Annotated in this window: 14 protein-coding genes; 11 read left to right on the top strand and 3 right to left on the bottom strand. The window is 46.2% G+C overall.

From position 1 onward, the window contains the following. Positions 1 to 43: 43 nt before the first annotated feature. Positions 44 to 1,831, bottom strand: a complete 1,788-nt coding sequence (locus ETF27_RS09645) for a MutS N-terminal domain-containing protein (protein ID WP_130829439.1) — start codon at positions 1,829 to 1,831, stop codon at positions 44 to 46. Positions 1,832 to 1,991: 160 nt separating this feature from the next. Beyond that, positions 1,992 to 2,759: a DUF4099 domain-containing protein gene (locus tag ETF27_RS09640; RefSeq protein ID WP_130829437.1), complete on the bottom strand. Its 768-nt coding sequence runs from the start codon at positions 2,757 to 2,759 to the stop codon at positions 1,992 to 1,994. 84 nt (positions 2,760 to 2,843) lie between these two features. On the opposite strand from ETF27_RS09640, the gene ETF27_RS09635 reads away from it, so the two are divergent. Further along, the gene (locus tag ETF27_RS09635) at positions 2,844 to 3,896 is read left to right on the top strand and encodes a peptidoglycan DD-metalloendopeptidase family protein (protein ID WP_130829435.1); all 1,053 of its coding nucleotides are present in this window, start codon (positions 2,844 to 2,846) and stop codon (positions 3,894 to 3,896) included. 14 nt (positions 3,897 to 3,910) lie between these two features. Here the strand turns inward: ETF27_RS09635 and ETF27_RS09630 are convergent, their stop codons facing one another. Further along, on the bottom strand, positions 3,911 to 4,183 hold the full coding sequence (locus tag ETF27_RS09630) for a hypothetical protein (protein ID WP_147785757.1): 273 nt from the start codon (positions 4,181 to 4,183) through the stop codon (positions 3,911 to 3,913). Between the two features lie 72 nt (positions 4,184 to 4,255). On the opposite strand from ETF27_RS09630, the gene ETF27_RS09625 reads away from it, so the two are divergent. The 10 genes from ETF27_RS09625 (at position 4,256) to brxL (ending at position 19,580) form a co-directional block, all read left to right on the top strand. Beyond that, complete coding sequence (locus ETF27_RS09625; protein WP_130829430.1) at positions 4,256 to 4,576, top strand: hypothetical protein; 321 nt, start codon at positions 4,256 to 4,258, stop codon at positions 4,574 to 4,576. Between the two features lie 502 nt (positions 4,577 to 5,078). Further along, positions 5,079 to 5,285, top strand: a complete 207-nt coding sequence (locus ETF27_RS09620) for a helix-turn-helix domain-containing protein (protein ID WP_130829752.1) — start codon at positions 5,079 to 5,081, stop codon at positions 5,283 to 5,285. 3 nt (positions 5,286 to 5,288) lie between these two features. Continuing rightward, positions 5,289 to 5,924, top strand: coding sequence for a DUF1819 family protein (locus ETF27_RS09615; protein ID WP_130829428.1), 636 nt, complete (start codon positions 5,289 to 5,291; stop codon positions 5,922 to 5,924). 1 nt (position 5,925) lies between these two features. Then, positions 5,926 to 6,510 carry a DUF1788 domain-containing protein gene (locus ETF27_RS09610; RefSeq protein WP_130829426.1) on the top strand — a complete coding sequence of 195 codons (585 nt, stop codon included), beginning with the start codon at positions 5,926 to 5,928 and terminating at the stop codon, positions 6,508 to 6,510. Between the two features lie 11 nt (positions 6,511 to 6,521). Continuing rightward, the gene (gene brxC / locus ETF27_RS09605) at positions 6,522 to 9,983 is read left to right on the top strand and encodes a BREX system P-loop protein BrxC (RefSeq protein ID WP_130829424.1); all 3,462 of its coding nucleotides are present in this window, start codon (positions 6,522 to 6,524) and stop codon (positions 9,981 to 9,983) included. Positions 9,984 to 9,996: 13 nt separating this feature from the next. Further along, entirely contained in the window at positions 9,997 to 13,524 is a 3,528-nt protein-coding gene (pglX, locus tag ETF27_RS09600; RefSeq protein ID WP_130829422.1) for a BREX-1 system adenine-specific DNA-methyltransferase PglX, read from the top strand. 1 nt (position 13,525) lies between these two features. Beyond that, complete coding sequence (locus ETF27_RS11545) at positions 13,526 to 14,284, top strand: AlbA family DNA-binding domain-containing protein (protein WP_240048173.1); 759 nt, start codon at positions 13,526 to 13,528, stop codon at positions 14,282 to 14,284. A gap of 39 nt (positions 14,285 to 14,323) precedes the next feature. Next, positions 14,324 to 14,965, top strand: a complete 642-nt coding sequence (locus tag ETF27_RS11540) for an ATP-binding protein (protein ID WP_240048172.1) — start codon at positions 14,324 to 14,326, stop codon at positions 14,963 to 14,965. 88 nt (positions 14,966 to 15,053) lie between these two features. Beyond that, positions 15,054 to 17,549: a BREX-1 system phosphatase PglZ type A gene (gene pglZ, locus ETF27_RS09590; protein ID WP_130829418.1), complete on the top strand. Its 2,496-nt coding sequence runs from the start codon at positions 15,054 to 15,056 to the stop codon at positions 17,547 to 17,549. A 3-nt stretch (positions 17,550 to 17,552) separates the two neighbouring features. Next, positions 17,553 to 19,580 carry a protease Lon-related BREX system protein BrxL gene (gene brxL / locus ETF27_RS09585; protein WP_130829415.1) on the top strand — a complete coding sequence of 676 codons (2,028 nt, stop codon included), beginning with the start codon at positions 17,553 to 17,555 and terminating at the stop codon, positions 19,578 to 19,580. Positions 19,581 to 19,657 lie beyond the last annotated feature (77 nt).

Below are 19,657 nucleotides of genomic sequence, written 5' to 3'. Positions count from 1 at the left end.
GAATTTATGTTATCTGTGTTCATTATAGAAATCCGCCCAAAGGTTACATCTTCAGTCCATTGCTGATAGCCTGCTTCTGACCCGACAGCACTTTGATGTCCTCTGAGAGATATTTGGCTGCCAGCTGTTCACGAGTGACGGTCTTGGCTTGGAAGAGAGAAAAGCCGTCGTCAAAGGAAATCGCCTTCTTGTCCGTGCGCCCGTTCTCGCCCACGGCAGCTGAAATCTTCCACTTGCCGTCCATGTTGTCCTTTGCCACCCGAATATCCTCCACTTTGATGTTGGCAGGGAGCAGATAGACGGCGTAGGCCGATGCCAGGTGCAGCCGTTCGCCAAAGTTTTTTTCCACCAATGCCGCCGGTGTCGTCACGCGGTCGAAGAAAGCACTCTGGTCCGCCTTGGTCATTGGAACGGACATGCGCTGGTCGCCCACCTGTGCGTAGAGCTTGTACTTGCCATAGTCGGCACGCTGCTCATCTTTCTCCTTATACACTGTCATCTTGTCGATTACCCTGCCGTCGGATAGAATGTTGGCAGCCTTGTATTCCTCGGCAGACACCTTGGGAGCCAGCTTTGTCGGATAATACTTTTGCATCATGTCCTCCACCTTCGCCTCCCGTTTCTGATAGGCTGCGATGTCGGCAGCGTCCATCTTCATAGGGTTGAGCTGCTTGCCGTTGAGCTGAGCCACATAGAACCAGTCGGCGGGATTCACCTTGGACTGGAAGGCATGAGCATGGGAAACCTTGTCGCCATTGACCGTTACCATCTGCGGCTCGCGTGGCTGATGCTCCTGCTTGGCGGTTGCCGATTTCTCTATGGCCTTCCCTTCCTCTTTCTTTTCCTCAGTTTTTATTTCCTGTGCTTTCGTTTCCGCTTTCTCCGATACTGATTTCTCTACACTTTGTTTCTTCTCCAGACTGTCCACGATGGCTACTCGGAGACCGGCACTGATGAGTTTCGGCAGATTCGTGTCCAGCGCATGATGGGGAAATGTAACTTGCAGAGAACCGTCTCCAGCCTTGGCTGGCTTGGTAGCCTTGACACCCAATGTGTCAGCCACCTTGGAGGCATCAGCGTTCAGGACCGTGTAGAAATCTCCCGTCCTGAAGAGCAGGACAGCATCAGGATGCTTCTCCTTCATATTCGTGTACAGCTCCGCCAGCGTCTTTGACTTCGGGAGCTTTGTCGTTTTCTTTGCAGCTTTTTTCTCGGTCTGAGCCGTCGGCTCTTCCTTTGGGGTAGCTTGCTGCTGCACCTCTTCTTTTTTCTTGCTTGCCATATTATTGTCAATTAAAGGGTAAATATCCGACTTCCATTTGTTGGGCGTGAACTTATGCGTATCACCGAGTACCGCCATCAGTGTGTCCTGTCTGCCCATCGCTTCATACGCGGCCATTGCCGTGTGCCCGGTGTCGAGTACATTATCAATAAGAATGGGTATCTTGTCCTTAGGCACCCTGCGGATGCGATAGAAGTAGAGCGGCACTTCATCGAGCGAGCCATTGGCTTTCTTCACCAGATAAAGCGGCTCGTGGGTATTGCTTGCCAGCGCGTCGATGACAGGCAGATGCAGTGCCTCGCTGATTTTCTCGGCAAGCGTCTTGGTGTAACCGGCCCTGCCGGTGCGGTTTGGGATAGGTACCAGTACCACCTGCTTATCTTTAGGCATGACATTCCTGACGGCAGCCGTCATCATCGCTGCTGCCTTGGCAATGGCCATATCGTCCCCAGCCTTTACTTTTCGGGCAATAGGAGCAACCTTGGCATAGCCAGCCACGGAGCTGACGATGTAGTCGTAATCAAGATTTTTGTATTTCTTTCTACCCACCTTGCTTGTCGTGATATGCTTTAACGCTACGGTTCTACAACAGAAGAACTCGCCAACAAAGAAGAATGTTAAAGCACTCGCTGGCTCTTATGAAAGTGACAAGCCGGGAGCAGAATATTAAAGAATCCCTTGTTTGGGGAGGATGGTTTTTAGTCTTGTGTTATCGGAGCAAGCCTGTACGCTGCTTCTTTTCGATAGACTCCGAGGGGTTGTTGGTCATGGCCTGGCGTTCCACCACTTTCTGGTATTCCCAGCGGTTTTCGTCGGTCATCACATAACCCATAAAATCCTCGTGAACATCATCGTAGCGCATCTGTTGCAATCGTTCCCACTCTTTCATGTCGCCGTTGACAATTTTGAAGCCTTGTGGCTCACGTAGGTCAACGCCCACCGTTACCTTGGTGTCGCCGAGAGCCAGTTCCACAGGTTTACCTTCCTGCAAAGCCTCCTTTTGATTGGCACCCAGCTCGATGTCCTTCACTTTATCTCGTGTTTGTAGTTCTGTCTCGATAGGAATGCTGGCCACATTACGGTGCATGAGCGAGTTCGTTTCCTTATCCAGCTGAACAAATCTTACTTTCCTTTCTCCCTCCACGTTCACTTCCTTGTGTATTACCTCGCCAGACAGCACTCGTTGGAGCTCATTTTGGTTAAGTCCTAATTCATTGGCAATCTCTCTACGGAGTGGGTAAGTCATCAGTAACACTTGTTCGTTATCATCCAGTACGAATTGGGCTTTCATCGGTAACTGTATCACCTTGCCATTTGATGTTTCCGTGTTGGCTATGAAAACAGGCGTCACCTCTCCACAAAGCAGCGGAACTTTCAGAGCATCAGGCATCGACGCCAGTTTCTCCTTGTCGATACCCAGCTGCATCAGTTTCTCTAAGACCGCTCCCTGAGCCTGAAACGTCATCACATTTTCCATACGTTGAATTTTTATCGGTAAATTTGTCGAGAGAAGACTTGCGCTTCTCACCGAACAAAATTATCAAAAAAGCAAGACGATAAGATGAGACGATACAGATTATTTCTATTGGTTTTTGTTGCTACCGCAATCAGTATAAAGATGGCAGCACAGTTTTATACCCTCCGTCCAGAGGTAGCTCACACACAGGAAAGACTTGTAAAACAAACAGTTACACAGCAAAAGGTAGGTAGCATAGACACAAAAATACCTGATGTAGCCTTCCAAACAGGCCTCGGCTTGGAAATCACCATCGAGAAGGACGTACCACTGTTTGTCAATGTGAAGGACTCCCTGCTTTTCAACCTGATCAGCCAGCGTATGAATGTCTGTCTGCCGCTCGACTTCCTGAAACTCAACTCTGCTTTCGGTTACAGGAAAGACCCAGTAAAGCGATGTGCGGCTTTCCATGATGGTATCGACCTCGAATGTAACCATGCACGGGTGTATGCCATGTTGCCCGGCATCATCAAGGAAGTGCGCTATAGCAATAAAGGCTATGGCAACTACATCATCTTAGAGCATGGCATCTTCGAATGTCTGTACGGACACCTTGACCAGATTACCGTAAAGGAGGGCTATGCGGTTTCGGCAGGAACTATCGTGGGAGTATCGGGGAACACGGGCAAAAGTACTGGTCCGCATCTTCATATCAGAATTAGGAAAGGCGGAAAGAGCGTCAATCCTAATGTCTTTGTGGACTATCTTAACGGTTACATCACGCAGCTACAGGATAAGATGTCGTATATTAGATTTGGCACGAAACCCAACAGAGAGCTGAACATCGAAAATCTGATGGCCACATTAAGGCAATTTGATGTAAAGTTCCCACAGATAGTAGCGGCACAGGCTCTGCTTGAAACAGGCTACTTTACCTCCCGGGTATGCTTAGAAAACAACAACCTCTTCGGGCTTCGCCGCCCCAGCAACGGAAGCTACTACACCTTCAACTCATGGGAAGAGAGCGTCAAAGCCTATAAAGATTATGTGCAGTACAAATACAAAGGCGGCAACTACTACGATTTCTTGAACAAGATTGGGTATGCCGAAGATGGCAACTATGTTACCAAGGTGATGAGTCTTGAAAAGAGCCTATAGCTCCATGTCTAAATCTAGAAAATGGAATCCCTCTGCATAAAACCTTCCAAAAGAGAATCCTCACCTGCTTGCATGGCTTCTGACTTCTGGGTACGGGTGATGAAATAATATTTACCTTTATCACTGCTCATTTGGAAATGATTGAGCAATACATGGCTACGATACACATAAAACCAGCCATCATCCAGATAGATACCATAACGATGGTCCCAGTCAGTATAGTGGGATTTCATTATCTTGTTCTTGTGTGCAAGTGGGAAACAAACTCTTGCAAGAATATTCCTCATATCAGTCCACTAATGCACCTCAACATTGGTGAGGGCACTGTTTTTTGGAAAGAAAAATCTTTGCTGATCAATATGGCGAAGAACTTCAAACTCTGCGGGATTGTTAGAGAGAATAGATGGCGGTATCTGAAATTCAAAGAACCATTCCTTAGAATACTTTTACTTGACCATACCATATTCACAGCCATACATTGCTTCCGCAAAAGCTCCTGTCAATATAGCGAGAAGATGCTTATCTTCATAGTAATCATACATGGCATTGTGAATGGCGGACGTAAAGTCCCAACTCTTCTTGAAGCATTGCTAGCCATGGTAGATATAACCACCCAAATCAGTGGCTACCAAAAGACTTTTGCCATTTACAACATCCCTTACTGCTTGGACAGCTTGTGATTTGGAAGCCCCATGGCGTAAATGAGAGATAATATCACTGGCGATAACAAGCAAAGAATAATCTTCCTTGGAAAGCTTTTCCTCGATTTTTTAAACGATACTCCACCGAAAAGGTCTTTCCAACCCATAGATACAGAAAGGACAATCAACTGAGGAATATTGAGCATTTGCTCACTTACACCATATCTTTGTAAAGCTGCAACAGGCTCTTATATGAAGTTCAAAAGCAAATCGCTACATACGGATAATTGGGCATCTGGCATAACAAGATGCGCATAGAACTCATCCGCTTGATGTTCACATGCCCATGCTGCCAAGTCAGCTATAATTGCACCCTTCATCAACTTTGTTTTCTGGTTATAAGGGCATATATATCGCTTTTTAAGCAAAACTTAGCATGTGAGAAAGAAATTTTCACTACCACCCATCATTTTTTGCTAAAACTATGAAGGAATATGAGGAAAGTTTCATATATTTGCGCTTAACATCAATTTCTTATGAAATGGAAAAAATAAATAGAATCAAAGGAGCCCTCGCTGATGTTGGGAGAACTGGAAAATGGTTGGCAGAGCAATTAGGCAAAGATCCTGCTACAGTCTCAAAGTGGTGTACCAATACATCCCAGCCTGATTTGCAGACACTCACCAGGATAGCCGAGATCTTGGATATAAATATCAAGGACTTATTGGTTGATTCAAAAAATGTTTAGTGCATGGTGGCTGATTTGAATATAGACACATACAATATAACGTTCACGGCAGGGGCTGCGTTGCTCAATGAGACTTCTGCTGTGGTGCAAGCTTTCTATGATTGTTCGGAAGACTGGGAACGAACCCGTGAGTCGACTCTTAGTAACAATTTGATGCAAAAGGAGAAGCTTTCAACCAGCAAACGCCTCTTCTCTCTAGTGAAGCAAAGGCTCCAGGCTCTGAACGACGATGAGCGATACTTGTTGGCGAATGAAACTCCTGCACAGCGTCGCCTTCTCGTACTCCTTGCTATCTGCAAGGCACATTCGTTTATCCGCGATTTTATAGTAGAAGTAGTGCGCGAGAATTTCTATAATCTCGACGAGAAGGTGAGCTATGCCAATTTCAACGAGTTCTTTAACGAAAAGAAGTATCTACACCCAGAACTAGAGAGGCTGTCCGATCAGACCATTCGTAAGATGCGTCAAACGGCATTCAGAATACTGGAACAAACCGAATTGGTGGAATCTGCCAAGACGGGAATACTCCATCGCCCTTATCTCACCGAAAAGGTTGAACAGCTCATTGTGAAGGACAACCCCAAGTGGCTTTCCATCTATCTCTATTCCAATGATGAAATCAGTAAGCTAACCCATTGATATGACTAACATCACACAAGATATTGATACGCTTTTCGAGGGTGTTTATAATAAATTGTTGAATCCTGAATTTGGCAAGAATCTTGGTGGGGAACTTCCTATCTTCATCCAACCTTTCCATCCAGGCCTACAAGGTGAAATCCCAACCCAGATAAATCGGCTGATGAACAGGTTAAGCAAGGTCGGGAAGACAAGTGTAAACATCAATCTATACGACATTTGTCTGGATATACTCAGACAGGAGAATTTACTCAATCCTATTCTTGAAGGAGAGAAAGACATCGACAGCGATGCGATTATCTCAACTTTCGATGGAGTTCTCGATGTGCAGACTGCGGTACTGCCTCTAATTCAGGGTAGAATAGAGGAAACGAATCCCGATTTCGTGTTCATCACAGGAGTGGGCAGCGTTTATCCTTTTGTCCGCTCGCACACTATTCTCAATAATATTGACGAACTGGCGTTAAAGAATAATCTGTTACTGTTCTTTCCTGGCGAATACGACAGACTACATTTGAAGCTCTTTGGAAAAATCTCCGATGAGACCTACTATCGAGGACAAAATTTAGACGATCTAAAAGACTAAGAACAATTACTATGATACAAGAAGAAATCTACGCTAAAGATATTAGTCGCCCCATCAATGGCGTAATTAAGGCAAGCAGCACCTCTGATTTGACCACCGAGGTGGACGAGTTTGTTGTTACATCCGAACAGCTGAAACTGCTGCCAGATCTTTTCTCAACACTGGTTGAACCCGCATCTAAGAGTTATGTTTGGATTTCAGGCGACTTCGGAAGTGGTAAATCACACTTGCTGAAAATCCTCTCCTACGTACTGGCAAACAACTTTGAGATAGACGGTAAGAAATGTGCCGATGTGTTTGCGGAGAAGGCCTCTGCTGACTTTGAGTTGAAGGGCAACATCATCAAGGCATGCCGAATACCCACTAAGAGCATTTTGTTCAACATTCAGGAAATTTTTGATGGGCTTGGCAAGACGAAGGTTTCCGACCCTGTGCTGGCCATCTTCATGAAGGAGTTCAACCGTATGCTGGGCTACGATGAGAAGCAGTATGAAGTGGCTAATATAGAGCGTTATTTCGAGGGAAATGATAAGTACGCTTGGCTGAAGTCAGAATACCAAAATAGATTCGGACAGTCTTGGGAAGATGCCCGTAAGAGCATACAGTTCCGTCAGCAGAACCTCGCTGAGATTTTCGCCGAAATGGAGGGCACTACTCTTGAGGTGGCATTGAACAACATCAAGACCCAGCTTAATAATTATCGCCTCGACATTGATGGCTTTGCCGATTTAGTGAAGCTTTATCTGGACAAGAATCCAGGCTTGCGCCTTATCTTTTTCGTAGATGAGGTGGCCCAGTTCGTCGGAAAGGACGTGCATCGCATGCTTAGCCTGCAGACCATCGCCGAAGACCTTGCTGACCGTACCGAAGGTCGTTGTATCTTGATGGTCACGTCGCAGATGGATATTGATGCCACTCTCGGAAATCTAGAGCAGCAACAGGAAAACGACTTCTCGCGGATTCAGGGTCGCTTTACCACTCGTGTCAATCTTACCAGTGCCAACGCCGACGAGGTGATACAGCGTCGTCTGCTTGAAAAGAAGCCAGAACCCCGACAGATACTCCGTAAGGTCTATGACGAGCAGAAGGTGTTCATCAAGAGTATGTTCAACTTCGGCGACAACAGTCAGTTTAGAACAAACTATAAGGGTGATGCGCATTTCGCCATCGATTTTCCATTTGTCGATTATCAGTTTGACCTGCTACAGCGATCTATCATCGAGCTGAGTAAGAACAATGCCTTCAGCGGAAAACATACCTCCGTGGGTGAGCGTTCTTTGCTGACCATCACTCAACAAGTCGCTATAACATATAAGGACAAGGATTTAGACCATATCGTACAGTTCTGCGATATGTATGAGGGGCTCCGTGGTATTCTTCAGACCAAGATACAGAGTGATATTCAGCAGGCCGAGCGCACGCTGAACGATGATTTGGCATTAAAGGTTCTGAAGACCCTCTTCCTCGTCAAGTACGTCAAGGGATTCCCCTCTACCAAGGAGAATATCACCAAGATTCTGATGCCCACGCTTGATACCGATTTCCCTGCCTTCATGAGCGACATTCAAGAAGCACTCAACGTGCTGGTACGCAAGTCGTACATCGAGAAGGGTGCAAACGATGAATACCACTATCAGACGAATGAGGAGAAGGACATCGAAACCGAAATCAAAAATGAGGATCTTTCCGCAGATGCACTAAACAATGAATTGAAGAAGATCTTCAGTGCCGACATCTTCGACGACTCAAAGATTAAGTTGTCCACCTTCAAGATTTTCTCTTACGGCCGCATTGTTGACGAACAGCAAGACGGGCGCGATGCCGACATCTACATCCATTTCATCACACCGCTTACGCAGTTGGCACATACCGACCAGCAGGCTATGTGCGCTTACTCTATGCAGCACCCCGACCAGTTGGTAGTGGTGCTGGGCGAAGACAAGTATATGGCAGAAGACCTCGCCATGTATAAGAAGGCCGACAAGTGTCTCTTACGCTTACTCTCCAGCAATAACGACAACTATCGCCAACAGATTATTTCCGATAAGCGTAGAATCAACAGTCAGCGTCGGGAAAACATCGTAGCCCGACTCTCCGAACTTACCAAGAATGCCCGCCTATATATTGCCGGACAGGAAATCACCCCCAGCAAGATCACGGATATTAAAACGCGCCTCTCTGACGGGATGAAGGAACTGGTCGATCAGGTTTATCGTAACCTGAAGATGCTCACCATCGAGTATGATGACTCGATGTTGAAGAATATCATTTCCAGTACGACATTAGATACTGCACTCTGCAGCGAGGGAGTCGATGTCTGTGCCCAAGAGGTATTTAACCACATTCAGCGCAACAAGCAGCTGAGCATCCGCTCGAAGGTAAAAGACCTTGTAGATTATTTTAGGCAAGCACCCTACGGCTGGTATCAAACGGCCACATTGTGCTTGCTGGCAAAGCTTTACAAGACAGATAAGATTTCCATGCAGAGCAGTGGTGGCCCCGTAGCCGACCGTGACCTTTACTACCATCTCACTAACAGTGGCGCACAGGCTACGCTGATCGTTGATATTGAAGAGGCTATATCGCAAAGTCAGGTGACCAAGCTGAAAAATCTCTATCGTGAGTTTTTCAACGATGAGAATTGTGCCGCACAGACAGCCAAGGATGTGCATACTCGATTCATAGAGCGACTCAATAAGGAGATTGATACGCTGCGCTCCGTCAAGGCTCAATGGCCATTTAAGTTTGTGGAGCCAGTGGAGCAAGTCGTCGAAAAACTGCAGATTGCCAGTCGCAGTGTCTTCCCCAGCCTTTACGCCAAGACCAAGCAACTTGAAGATATTCTGGACGACAAGGAGTTGGCTGACACCATCAGCCAGTTTGTTGCGAGTCCCCAGTTTGAGATATTCAAGAAGATCGACACGCTGAAAAAGGGCAATCTGGCTAACGTGGCTTTAGTAAATCCTGAACTCCAGGCGAAGCTGGATAAAATCTATCATTCGGCAACACCATGGACACAGATGGCTGAAGGTAAACAGGCCCTCGAAGCCATGACCGGCGAGATCAAGTCCATGCAAGATGAAGCACATGGCAGCATCAAGGCGCAGATAGAAGAAAAGCGCAGTGCACTGTTGTCTCTTCCTGCTTATCCACAACTTACTGATGAGCAGAAGGATATTGTCGCCCAGATATTCGACAAACTCTCGGCAAAGGCAGATGCGGAGAGGTTTATTGGGAATCTAAGAGCCATGACCACCGATGTAACCAACGGCTATAATCATGGTTTGGACTATATCAACCGTTGCATGGAGCAAGCCAATGCCAAAAAGATGGTATCGAGGTACGAGGCGATGGATGTAAACTTCGATAAGGCCCTGTTGGAAACAAAAGAGGATGTACAGCGTTATATCTATGCACTTCATGCTCGCCTTGACAGCTTCATCGATGACAACAAGAATATCATGCTGAATTAAAAAAGAACACGATATGGCAACAAACACATCGGCACTGAAAACTTTTGCACAGCAGACCCGTGCCAAACTCGTATCGCTTGTCTCTACCAAGATGCGGTATGTGCTCCACGAGGACACGGCTGAACTGCGTGGCTATGCAGCGCAGATAGACCGACTACGCAAGGAGATTGCTGCAAAATCGGAGCAGCAGGTTATCGAGGAGGTGGCCTACACCTGGTTCAACCGTGTGATGGCGCTTCGCTTCATGGATGCCAACGGCTATAATACTCCTATGGTGGTAACACCCGTACAAGGACAGCAGCGTCCCGAAATCTTACAGGAGGCCATGGGGGGCATCGTAGATGACGACCTGAAGCTCTCCGCCGGTGATAAGCTGCTACCCGAACAGCCGCTTTATCGCAAATTATTAGTGGCTGTGTGCAACCAGTTGGGCGAGAGTATGCCGTTCCTCTTCGAGCGCATTGCCGACTACACCGAACTGTTGATGCCCGACGACCTGCTGTCTGCCCAGAGCTTTGTGAGCGACATTCGCCAGGGCATGACCGATGAGGATTGTCAGAATGTGGAAATCATGGGCTGGCTCTACCAGTTTTACATCACCGACCGCAAGAAGGATGCCGAGGCTCACAAGAGTCGCAAAGGTGGACTGAAGAGTGACGAGCAGGCCGCTGCCACCCAGCTGTTTACACCCCACTGGATTGTGCGCTACATGGTAGAGAACAGCTTGGGTCGTATATGGATGACGCTGCACCCGGATAGCAGGCTCATCAACAGCATGCCCTACTATATCAAGCCTATGGAGGGTCAGACCGATGTGATACCCGAACATATACACAGTGCAAAGGACATCAAGTTTCTCGACCCCTGCATGGGCAGCGGTCATATCCTGGTCTATGCCTTCGACCTCTTCGCGAAGATGTACGAGGAGGAGGGAATGATGAGCAAAGACATCCCTGCTCTTATCCTGCAACACAACCTCTACGGTATGGACATCGACCGCCGCTGCTATCAGCTCACCTGCTTTGCCCTCACTATGAAGAGCCGTGCCTATTATGGCCGTTACCTGCGCCATACCGTGCAACCAGCAGTCATCGCCCTGCAAGCGATAGACCACGACGTGATTGATGCTTCAGGCAGCTGGGGGGAAGATTCGCTGATGTGGCAGTTTGAAAACCTCGACACCATCGGATCATTGTTGAAGGTGTCGGCAGAAGACTATGCGGCTATCCAAGTGAACACGGGCTTGTGGGCTACGCAAAGCCATCTGCTCAAAACACAGGCGTTGTTCCTTTCGGAGAAGTATGATTGTGTGGTGACAAATCCACCGTATCTTGGGAAGGGTATGGGAAAGGTTTTAAAAAAATTTGTTGAAGTTTACTATCCAGATAGCAAGTATGATTTGATGGCGGCATTTATGGAACGCAACTTCAGTTTAAACTCAGCGAATGGTCGATCTGCCATGATTAACCAACATAGCTGGATGTCTAATTCGAGTTATAAACGTTTACGAGAGAAAATAATAGAAAATTACTTTGTAGAGTCATTATTGCACCTAGGTCCAAGGACTTTTCCTGAAATTAGTGGAGAATTAGTACAAAATGCTACTTTTGTTATTGCCAAATGTGCTCCTACACATAAAGGTCATTATATTAAATTGATTGACTTTAAAGATGCCACATTAAAAAATGACAAGACATTAGAGGCAATAAATAATTCAAACTGCAGATGGCATTATGCATCTCATCAGAAGAATTTTATTAAATTGCCAGGATATACATTTACTAGCTATTGGCTTCCTGAAAAGATTATAAATATCTTTTATGAAAACAATAAAGTTGGCGATGAATTAGATACCAAACTTGGTATGTCAACCAATGATAATGGTAGATTTCTACGCGATTGGTTTGAAGTAAGTTATAGCAATACATGTTTTGAGAGGAAAAATAGCGACAAAAAGATCTTTGTTCAAAAATGGTTTCCTTATAGCAAAGGTGGCGAAACACGTAAATGGTATGGAAATTTAATTCAAATTATTAATTGGGAAGATAATGGTAAAGAAGTTAAGGATTTAGCGTCAGCTTTATATGGTAGCTATTCAAGGACATGCAAGAATACTCAACATTTTTTCAAAGCTGCGATAACTTGGAGTTTAATTGCTTCTGGTTTTAATTCTTTTAGATACCTTCCAACTGGTAGTGTGCTGGGAGATGCTGGCCCTGTTTGCTTTGTAAAAAACAATATCAATTATGTTTTAGCTCTCCTAAATTCAAAGGTTGTACAAGCTATCATCCCTGCTATCAATCCAACAATGAATAGAAGTACGGGTGTTATTGATGGAATACCATTAATATGGAGAACGTCTAGTGATGTGGATGATATGGTTGATGAAAGCATTACCATATCCAAGCTCGATTGGGATGCCCACGAAACCTCATGGGACTTCCAGTCCAATGAGCTTTTGACCATCAACAAGACTAATTTTCTTGACGTTATCAACGACTATGCAGCCGTAAAGAATATCTGCATCGAGCCAGCTGCAGCAGAGCCGTCATCGTTGAAATGGCACGTGGATATGTATGAGATGAAATGGGAAGCCAAGTTCCTCCAGTTGCACAAGAATGAAGAAGAACTCAACCGACAGTTTATTGAGATATACGGTCTGCAAGATGAACTGACACCCGATGTGCCGCTCAATGAAGTGACCATCCTACAGAAAGGCGAAATCAGCATTGAGGACAACGAGATAGTTTGGCACGAAGATGTAATCATCAAGCAGTTTATCAGTTATCTTGTGGGCTGCTTCATGGGGCGCTACTCCGTAGATAAGCCAGGACTGATTATTGCCAGCCAAAACCAGAACCTTGACGAGTTGGGGTTGAAGGTTGATGGACTCGACAATGGCGCAGAAGACACCCTGACGATAGACGATGACGGCATCATCCCCATCGTGCAGGAAGAGAATTTCTTTGCCGACGATATGACAGAGCGCATTGAGGAGGCACTAAAGTTGCTCTTTGGTGAGGAGAAGTTCCACGAGAATATGCGCTATATCAATCAAGCGCTTGGTAGCACACTGCGCGACTATCTCTATAAGAGCTTCTATGCCGACCACTGTGCGATGTACAACGTAAAGGGAGCCAAGCGACCCATCTACTGGATGTTCTCATCGAAGATGGGCGAGAAGGCGAAGAAGGGTTACTTCCGTGCACTGGTGTATATGCACCGCATGGACGGAGATACACTCTCGAAGCTCCATTCAGAGTATGTGCATCCTTACCTCGAAAAGGTGCAACAGCAGCTGTTAGAGGCCGAGGAACAATCGGGCCGCGACGACCTAAGCACCGCCCAGCGCAACAAGGCTTTGGCACGCGAAAACGAACTGCACGAGCAGATACGAGAGGTGGAGCAGTTTGCTACCCGACTGGCAGAAATGGCCACCCACCGTCAGACCATTGACCTCGACGACGGCGTGAAAGCCAACTACCCGTTGTTCTATCCGCTGGTAGAACCAGTGAAAGGTTTGGATAAAACAGAAGAATAATATGGACTGGAAAGAAAAAGCAATACGAATCTTAGAGGATAGTCTGTACCCTATACCCACCGAACTCAATGAACTGGATTGGAAGAGCGGATTATCAAGCAAAACCGAGCGTCTGGCTCAGCATCTGTGCGCTTTCTCCAACTACAAAGGAGGCGGCCTTTTAGTCTTTGGTGTAAACAATGATGCTACCTTTGCTCCACTGTCGCAAGCAGAGATAGAAAAGACCGTGCAGACACTGGGTAATATAGCCAAAAACAATCTGTCGGTCTCTATTCCTATCGAACATTCAGTGCAGAGCTATAAAGATCACTCGCTACTATTTGTACATATACCTGAAAACCCTGACAAGCCTGTACACCTTCGGGGTAAGAACATATTTGATGCTTACACGCGATCGGCTGGTGAGACCGTGAAGATGTCGCGTACACAAATCAAGTCGCTCATAGCCGACTCGCAGGGCAACCCGTTTGAAAAGCGAGTTGCTCGTGAGAATGTTTCGTTAGGCGACCTGCTCATGACATTAAACTATCAGAAGTTCTATGAATTGCTGGAACGTGAGATTCCAAAGGAGAAAAGCATCATTGCCCGTCGGTTAGAAGAGTTTGGACTGTGTAACAAGCATGAAGGAGGTTGGGACATCACCAATATGGGAGCCATTTTGTTTGCCAATGACATCCGCACATTTGATAAACTGAAGGGACATACCGTAGTAGTTCGCAAATATGTTGGCTCAAATAACAGAGAGTTAATCTCCGAATAGTTTGGGGCGTATGGTTATGCGGTTGGCTTTGAAGGACTGGTGGATTATATCATGAAGCTCACTTCCACGGAAGAAATCGACGTGATGCGTAAGTCGAAGCCTACATATCCAAGAGTAGCTATAAGAGAGTTGGTGGCCAATGCCCTGATTCATCAAGATTTTTCAGTAGAGGGTATGCAGGTAACCATCGAGATATTCTCTAACAGACTGACGATTACCAATCCAGGTCCACCACTGAACGATGTGAACAGACTATTAGACTTGCCACCACAATCACGTAACGAGGACCTGGCACAGACCATGTATATGTTGGGGATTTGTGAGCGTCGAGGTAGCGGAATTGATAGAGCCGTAGAAGCCATCGAAAAAATGTATCTTCCAGCTGCCAAGTTTGCAAAAGGCGAGTCATTTACGAGGGTATTCCTTTATCCTCGGAAGTCTATATCCGACATGACCAAGCAAGAAAAGGTCGCCGCCTGCTATCAGCATGCTTGCTTGATGTATGAAGACAGCAGTCCTATCAACAACAAGTCTGTAAGAGACAGGTTTGAGATAGATGATAAGCATTCATCTGTGGCTTCAAGAATTATTGCAGACACGGTAGAGGCAGGCTTCATAAAGATTTCAGATGAAAACATCAAATCGAAGAAGTATGCCACATACATACCATATTATGGTTGATTCTTATTTGCAAAGTAAATTCCAATATCATGTAATCTACTGAATATCAGTATATTTTTATTTGCAAAGTAAAATCCAAGGCTAAGAAATGTCAGAGAGCAATAAAGATAAAATAGAAAAAGTCCTCAATGGTCTGTTTGAAAAGAACAGGTTTGTATTCTGGTATAACGAGGGCGGAGAGATGAAGGACTTTGCCACAGCGTTGACAATCCGTGGGGTAGAGTTTCTCGCATTAGACAGCAACGCCTTCACCGTTAAGTATCATATTCTGAAGGGAGAGCAGCCCGAAAGAGGATGGCTGATATATAGTGCCCATGAGCGTCCGACCGATGAGGACAACTGGCTACTCGACTTGGAGGTACAGGGCACGCTCTTCTCGGCAGATATGGCATCACTGTGGGCAGCCGAGTGTGGCATACCGCTAGAACTGAAGGAGAAAGTGGTAGATGCTCATTACGATTTCTTCAAACTGGCAGACAACCGTCGCCGCATCACTCCACGGCTACGGCAAGGCATGGATGTTGAGGTTATAAAACGGCAGATGATGGCAGTGGTCTGCAAGGCTGACCCTACCTGCGACCAGCTGACATGGGCTTTGGCACAAGAGGCTTTGGATGGTGGATCCGATATGACGGATAAAATGGAGAAATACCATCTGAATGATGTGTATTGGACAGAGGTGGAACAGGTATTTGGTTACCATCAAGAGCATGCTGTCAAGACACTTCTCATCGTGCTGTTCCGTGAGGATATGGACAGGTATCTGACTTCACCGACGCTGACCAATGAGGCACATATCTTTATGCGCGACTGGCGAGACAGCCGTCAGTATGGCCAACTATATAAGGACTGGGCAAACAAGCTCGAAGCTGAACTGGGTATCAAGACTATCGTTCAGGGGGAACCCATAGAGAGATTGGTGGCCATTGAGACCTTCCCCTGTATAGATAAGATAATTGCTCAATATCTGCAACGCAATGTGCTTGACAGCACGATGACGGTGGATGATATGGAGACCATCGTGGATGAGCGGGAACACAAGATATTCTTCCCAGTGGCGGCGCATACTATCTATGCCTTGCTGGAGGCAAGGAGGATGATGGAAGAGATTGACCAGAAGATGACGGGACTTATCATCAACTCGCCAGAAGAAGGCTTCAAACTCTATGCTCAAAGCCTCTACTCCATCGACCTGCATTATAGGCACTACATCAGAGAGGCACGACAGGCAGAAAGTACGAATCTGCTGCCTGACGTTACCACGATGGTGCAAAATGTCTATACCAACAGCTACCTGATGCAACTCGCCAAGAAATGGCAACCATTGGTAGATAGCATGGATAAATGGCACATCAACAATGTTATCAGTCAGCGGCATTTTTATCAGTATCATGTCAGCCCATTTGTAGAGCGAGGGGTCAGGGTGTTTGTTATCATCAGCGATGCCCTGCGGTATGAGACAATGGTAGAGTTGGAACAACGAATAGCCCAGGCGAACCGTATGGTAACCTATCTCAAAGACCCTATGCTCTCCACGCTCCCCTCCTATACCCAACTGGGTATGGCGGCATTGCTCCCCCACAAAGTGTTGTCGTATGAGAAGAATCAAGACACGGTGTATGCCGATGGAATGAGTACCGCTGGCACGGATACCCGAAAGAAGGTGTTGCTGCAGTATGTTCCCAAAAGTATGGCTATCACGGCGGAAGACCTCCTGCTGATAGAAAAGCCGAGAAACTATTTTAAGGATTACGACCTAATCTATATTTATAGTAATCATATAGACCAAACCGGGGATAAGAAGGCCACGGAACATGAGGTATTTGAAGCCACGGAGACGGAATTTGACCAGATAGTAAAGTTAGTGAAGTTTATTAGCAGCGGCAATGGCTCAAATATCTTGATTACGGCTGATCATGGTTATATCTACCAGAATGAAGAGCTTGACGAAAGTGATTTTACCGACTTTAAGGCAATGGGTGATTATTTCATAGAGAATCGCCGCTTTGTCATCGGTCCTTGTCTGACGGAGGGGGATGCTGTCAAGACATGGAACAGCGAGAATGTGGGGCTGAAAGAAGGGATGCAGATGCAGACCTGCAAAGGACTGAACAGGATACGCAAGCAAGGTTCCGGTAGCCGATTCGTTCATGGTGGTAGCATGCCGCAAGAGGTAGTGGTGCCGGTGCTTCATGTGAATGTGAAGAAAGACAGTGATGTGGGTAATGTGGATGTGGATGTGCTGAACAAGCGATCTCGCCTTACTACCAACAAGCAGACTATCAGCTTCTATCAGACAGATGTGGTAACTGAAAAGCAGAAAGCGTTGGTTTTGAGGATTGGTTTTTATGACAGTCAAAACGAACTCATCTCTGATACAGTTACACTGACCTTCGACAGCGAGAACCCCGATAGCGTGCAGCGAGAACAAAAGCACGCATTCGTATTCAAAAATCAATTGTCGAAGCTCAACCATCAAGAAGTAATCTTGAAGATGGAGAAACAGTTAGTGGGAACAGATCAGTTTGCGCCCTATAAGCAGGAAGCTTACAAGGTGAGTGTGATGTTTAATGATGATTTTTAGAAGATGGACGAATTAGATATAAAGCTCAATGAATATTATAGTGGCAAGGTTGTCAGAAAAGACCTTACCAAGAGCATCAAGGAAGGTGCCAACGTACCCAGCTATGTGTTGGAGTATCTGTTGGGCATGTATTGTGCCACCGATGATGAGGAAGATATAGCCAACGGCGTAGAGATGGTGAAGCGTGTCCTTGCCGAAAACTATGTGCGGCCAGATGAAGCAGAAATGATAAAGGCCAAGATACGTGAACGAGGCCACTATAAGATCATCGATAAAGTATCTGCAAAACTCAGCGAGCGAACGGACAGCTATGTCGGCGAAATCTTCAATATCAACATCAGCGGAGTGCATATAGATGACAGCTACATTAAGAAGTTCGACAAGTTGCTATGTGGCGGAATATGGTGCATCCTCGATCTGGAGTACATTTACGATGAGAATACAAAGGGTACACCTTTTCATATCGCATCTTTGAAGCCCGTACAGATGCCATCTACCGATATGGAGGATTTCGTGGAGTATAAAAGGAACTTTACGCTGGAGGAGTGGATTAATGTGATTTGCCGTAGTGTAGGCATGGAGCCGAATAATCTTGATGAGCAGACACGCTGGCACTTGGTAGCACGCATGATACCTTTCGTTGAGAATAACTATAATTTCTGCGAACTGGGACCGCGAGGGACGGGTAAGTCATACGTTTACGACGAACTGTCACCTTACTCCATCCTAATCTCTGGTGGTCAGACCACCGTGGCCAACCTATTCTATAATATGGGTAGGCATCAAGTAGGCTTGGTGGGCACATGGGACGTCGTGGCCTTCGACGAGGTATCTGGTATCAATATGAAGGATAAGGACGGCATCCAGATTATGAAGGGCTATATGGCCAACGGCTCATTCAGCCGAGGCAAGGAAAGCATCAATGCCAACGCCTCTATGGTTTTTGTGGGCAACATCAACGGCAGTATAGAGAACTTGGTCAAAGTAAGTCATCTGCTTGCTCCGTTCCCCAAAGAGATGATTGATACAGCATTCTTTGACCGTTTTCATCTCTATCTGCCTGGTTGGGAAATACCTAAGATGCATCCCGAGTACTTTACGGATGCTTTTGGCTTTATCTCTGATTATTTTTCTGAGTGCCTACGTGAGCTTCGGAAAATAAGTTATGCAGATGCCATTCATCGCTATTTCAGACTTGGCAGGGATCTTAACCAACGTGATGTGATAGCTGTGAAGAAAACGGTAAGTGGCATGCTGAAGCTATTATTTCCTGATGGAAAATTTGAGAAGGAGGATGTCCGCAAGTGTTTGGAGTATGCTTTGGTAGGCCGGCGTCGAATCAAAGAGCAATTGAAAAAGATTGGTGGACTGGAGTTCTACGACGTTCACTTTAGCTATATTGACTTCGAAGATGGCGAAGAGAGATTTGTGACCACCCCTGAGAATGGCGGATCGGCACTTATACCAGAGGGAGAATTGCAGCCAGGCTCTCTATATAGCGTAGCTCATCAGTCGGGTGAGGTTAACATGGGATTGGTGCGCCTCGATCTACAGGTAATGCCTGGCAATGGGAAATTCACTCATACAGGGTTTGGTAGTGGAAGTGCCATCAGCGACGAACTGAAGGAAGCAGTGAACTATTGCCGTTCAAACCTTAGCAGGATAAGTCAGGATGCAAAATTCTCAGAGAGCGAGATGCACCTGAAAGCCACCGACATCAATGGTCTTGGCACAATGGAAGGGTTGGAACTGGGAGCTTTCATCTCCCTTGTGTCAGGCTTGACAAGTCGCCCTGTTCAATCACAGATGTGCGTACTCGGATCAATGAGTATTGGTGGAACAATTATTCCAACCGCAGATTTGCCCGGAGCTTTGCAGATTGCACAAGATGCCGGTGCTAAGCGTATTCTCATCCCAGTAGCCGATATGCTGCAATACTCCAAAGTGCCAGCAGACTTAATCTCCAAATTCAGCTTGGAGGTATATTCCGCCCCCGTGGATGCTGCGTTCAAGGCGTTGGGGATAAAATAGGAACGCATAAGATTTCAAGAGATAACCCGAACATAGAAGCACCTATCTTCGGGTTATTCTATTATTACTGTCCGCTA

Source organism: Prevotella brunnea (assembly GCF_008016795.1).
Lineage (GTDB): Bacteria > Bacteroidota > Bacteroidia > Bacteroidales > Bacteroidaceae > Prevotella > Prevotella brunnea.
This window is presented reverse-complemented; position numbering and strand designations above follow the sequence as displayed.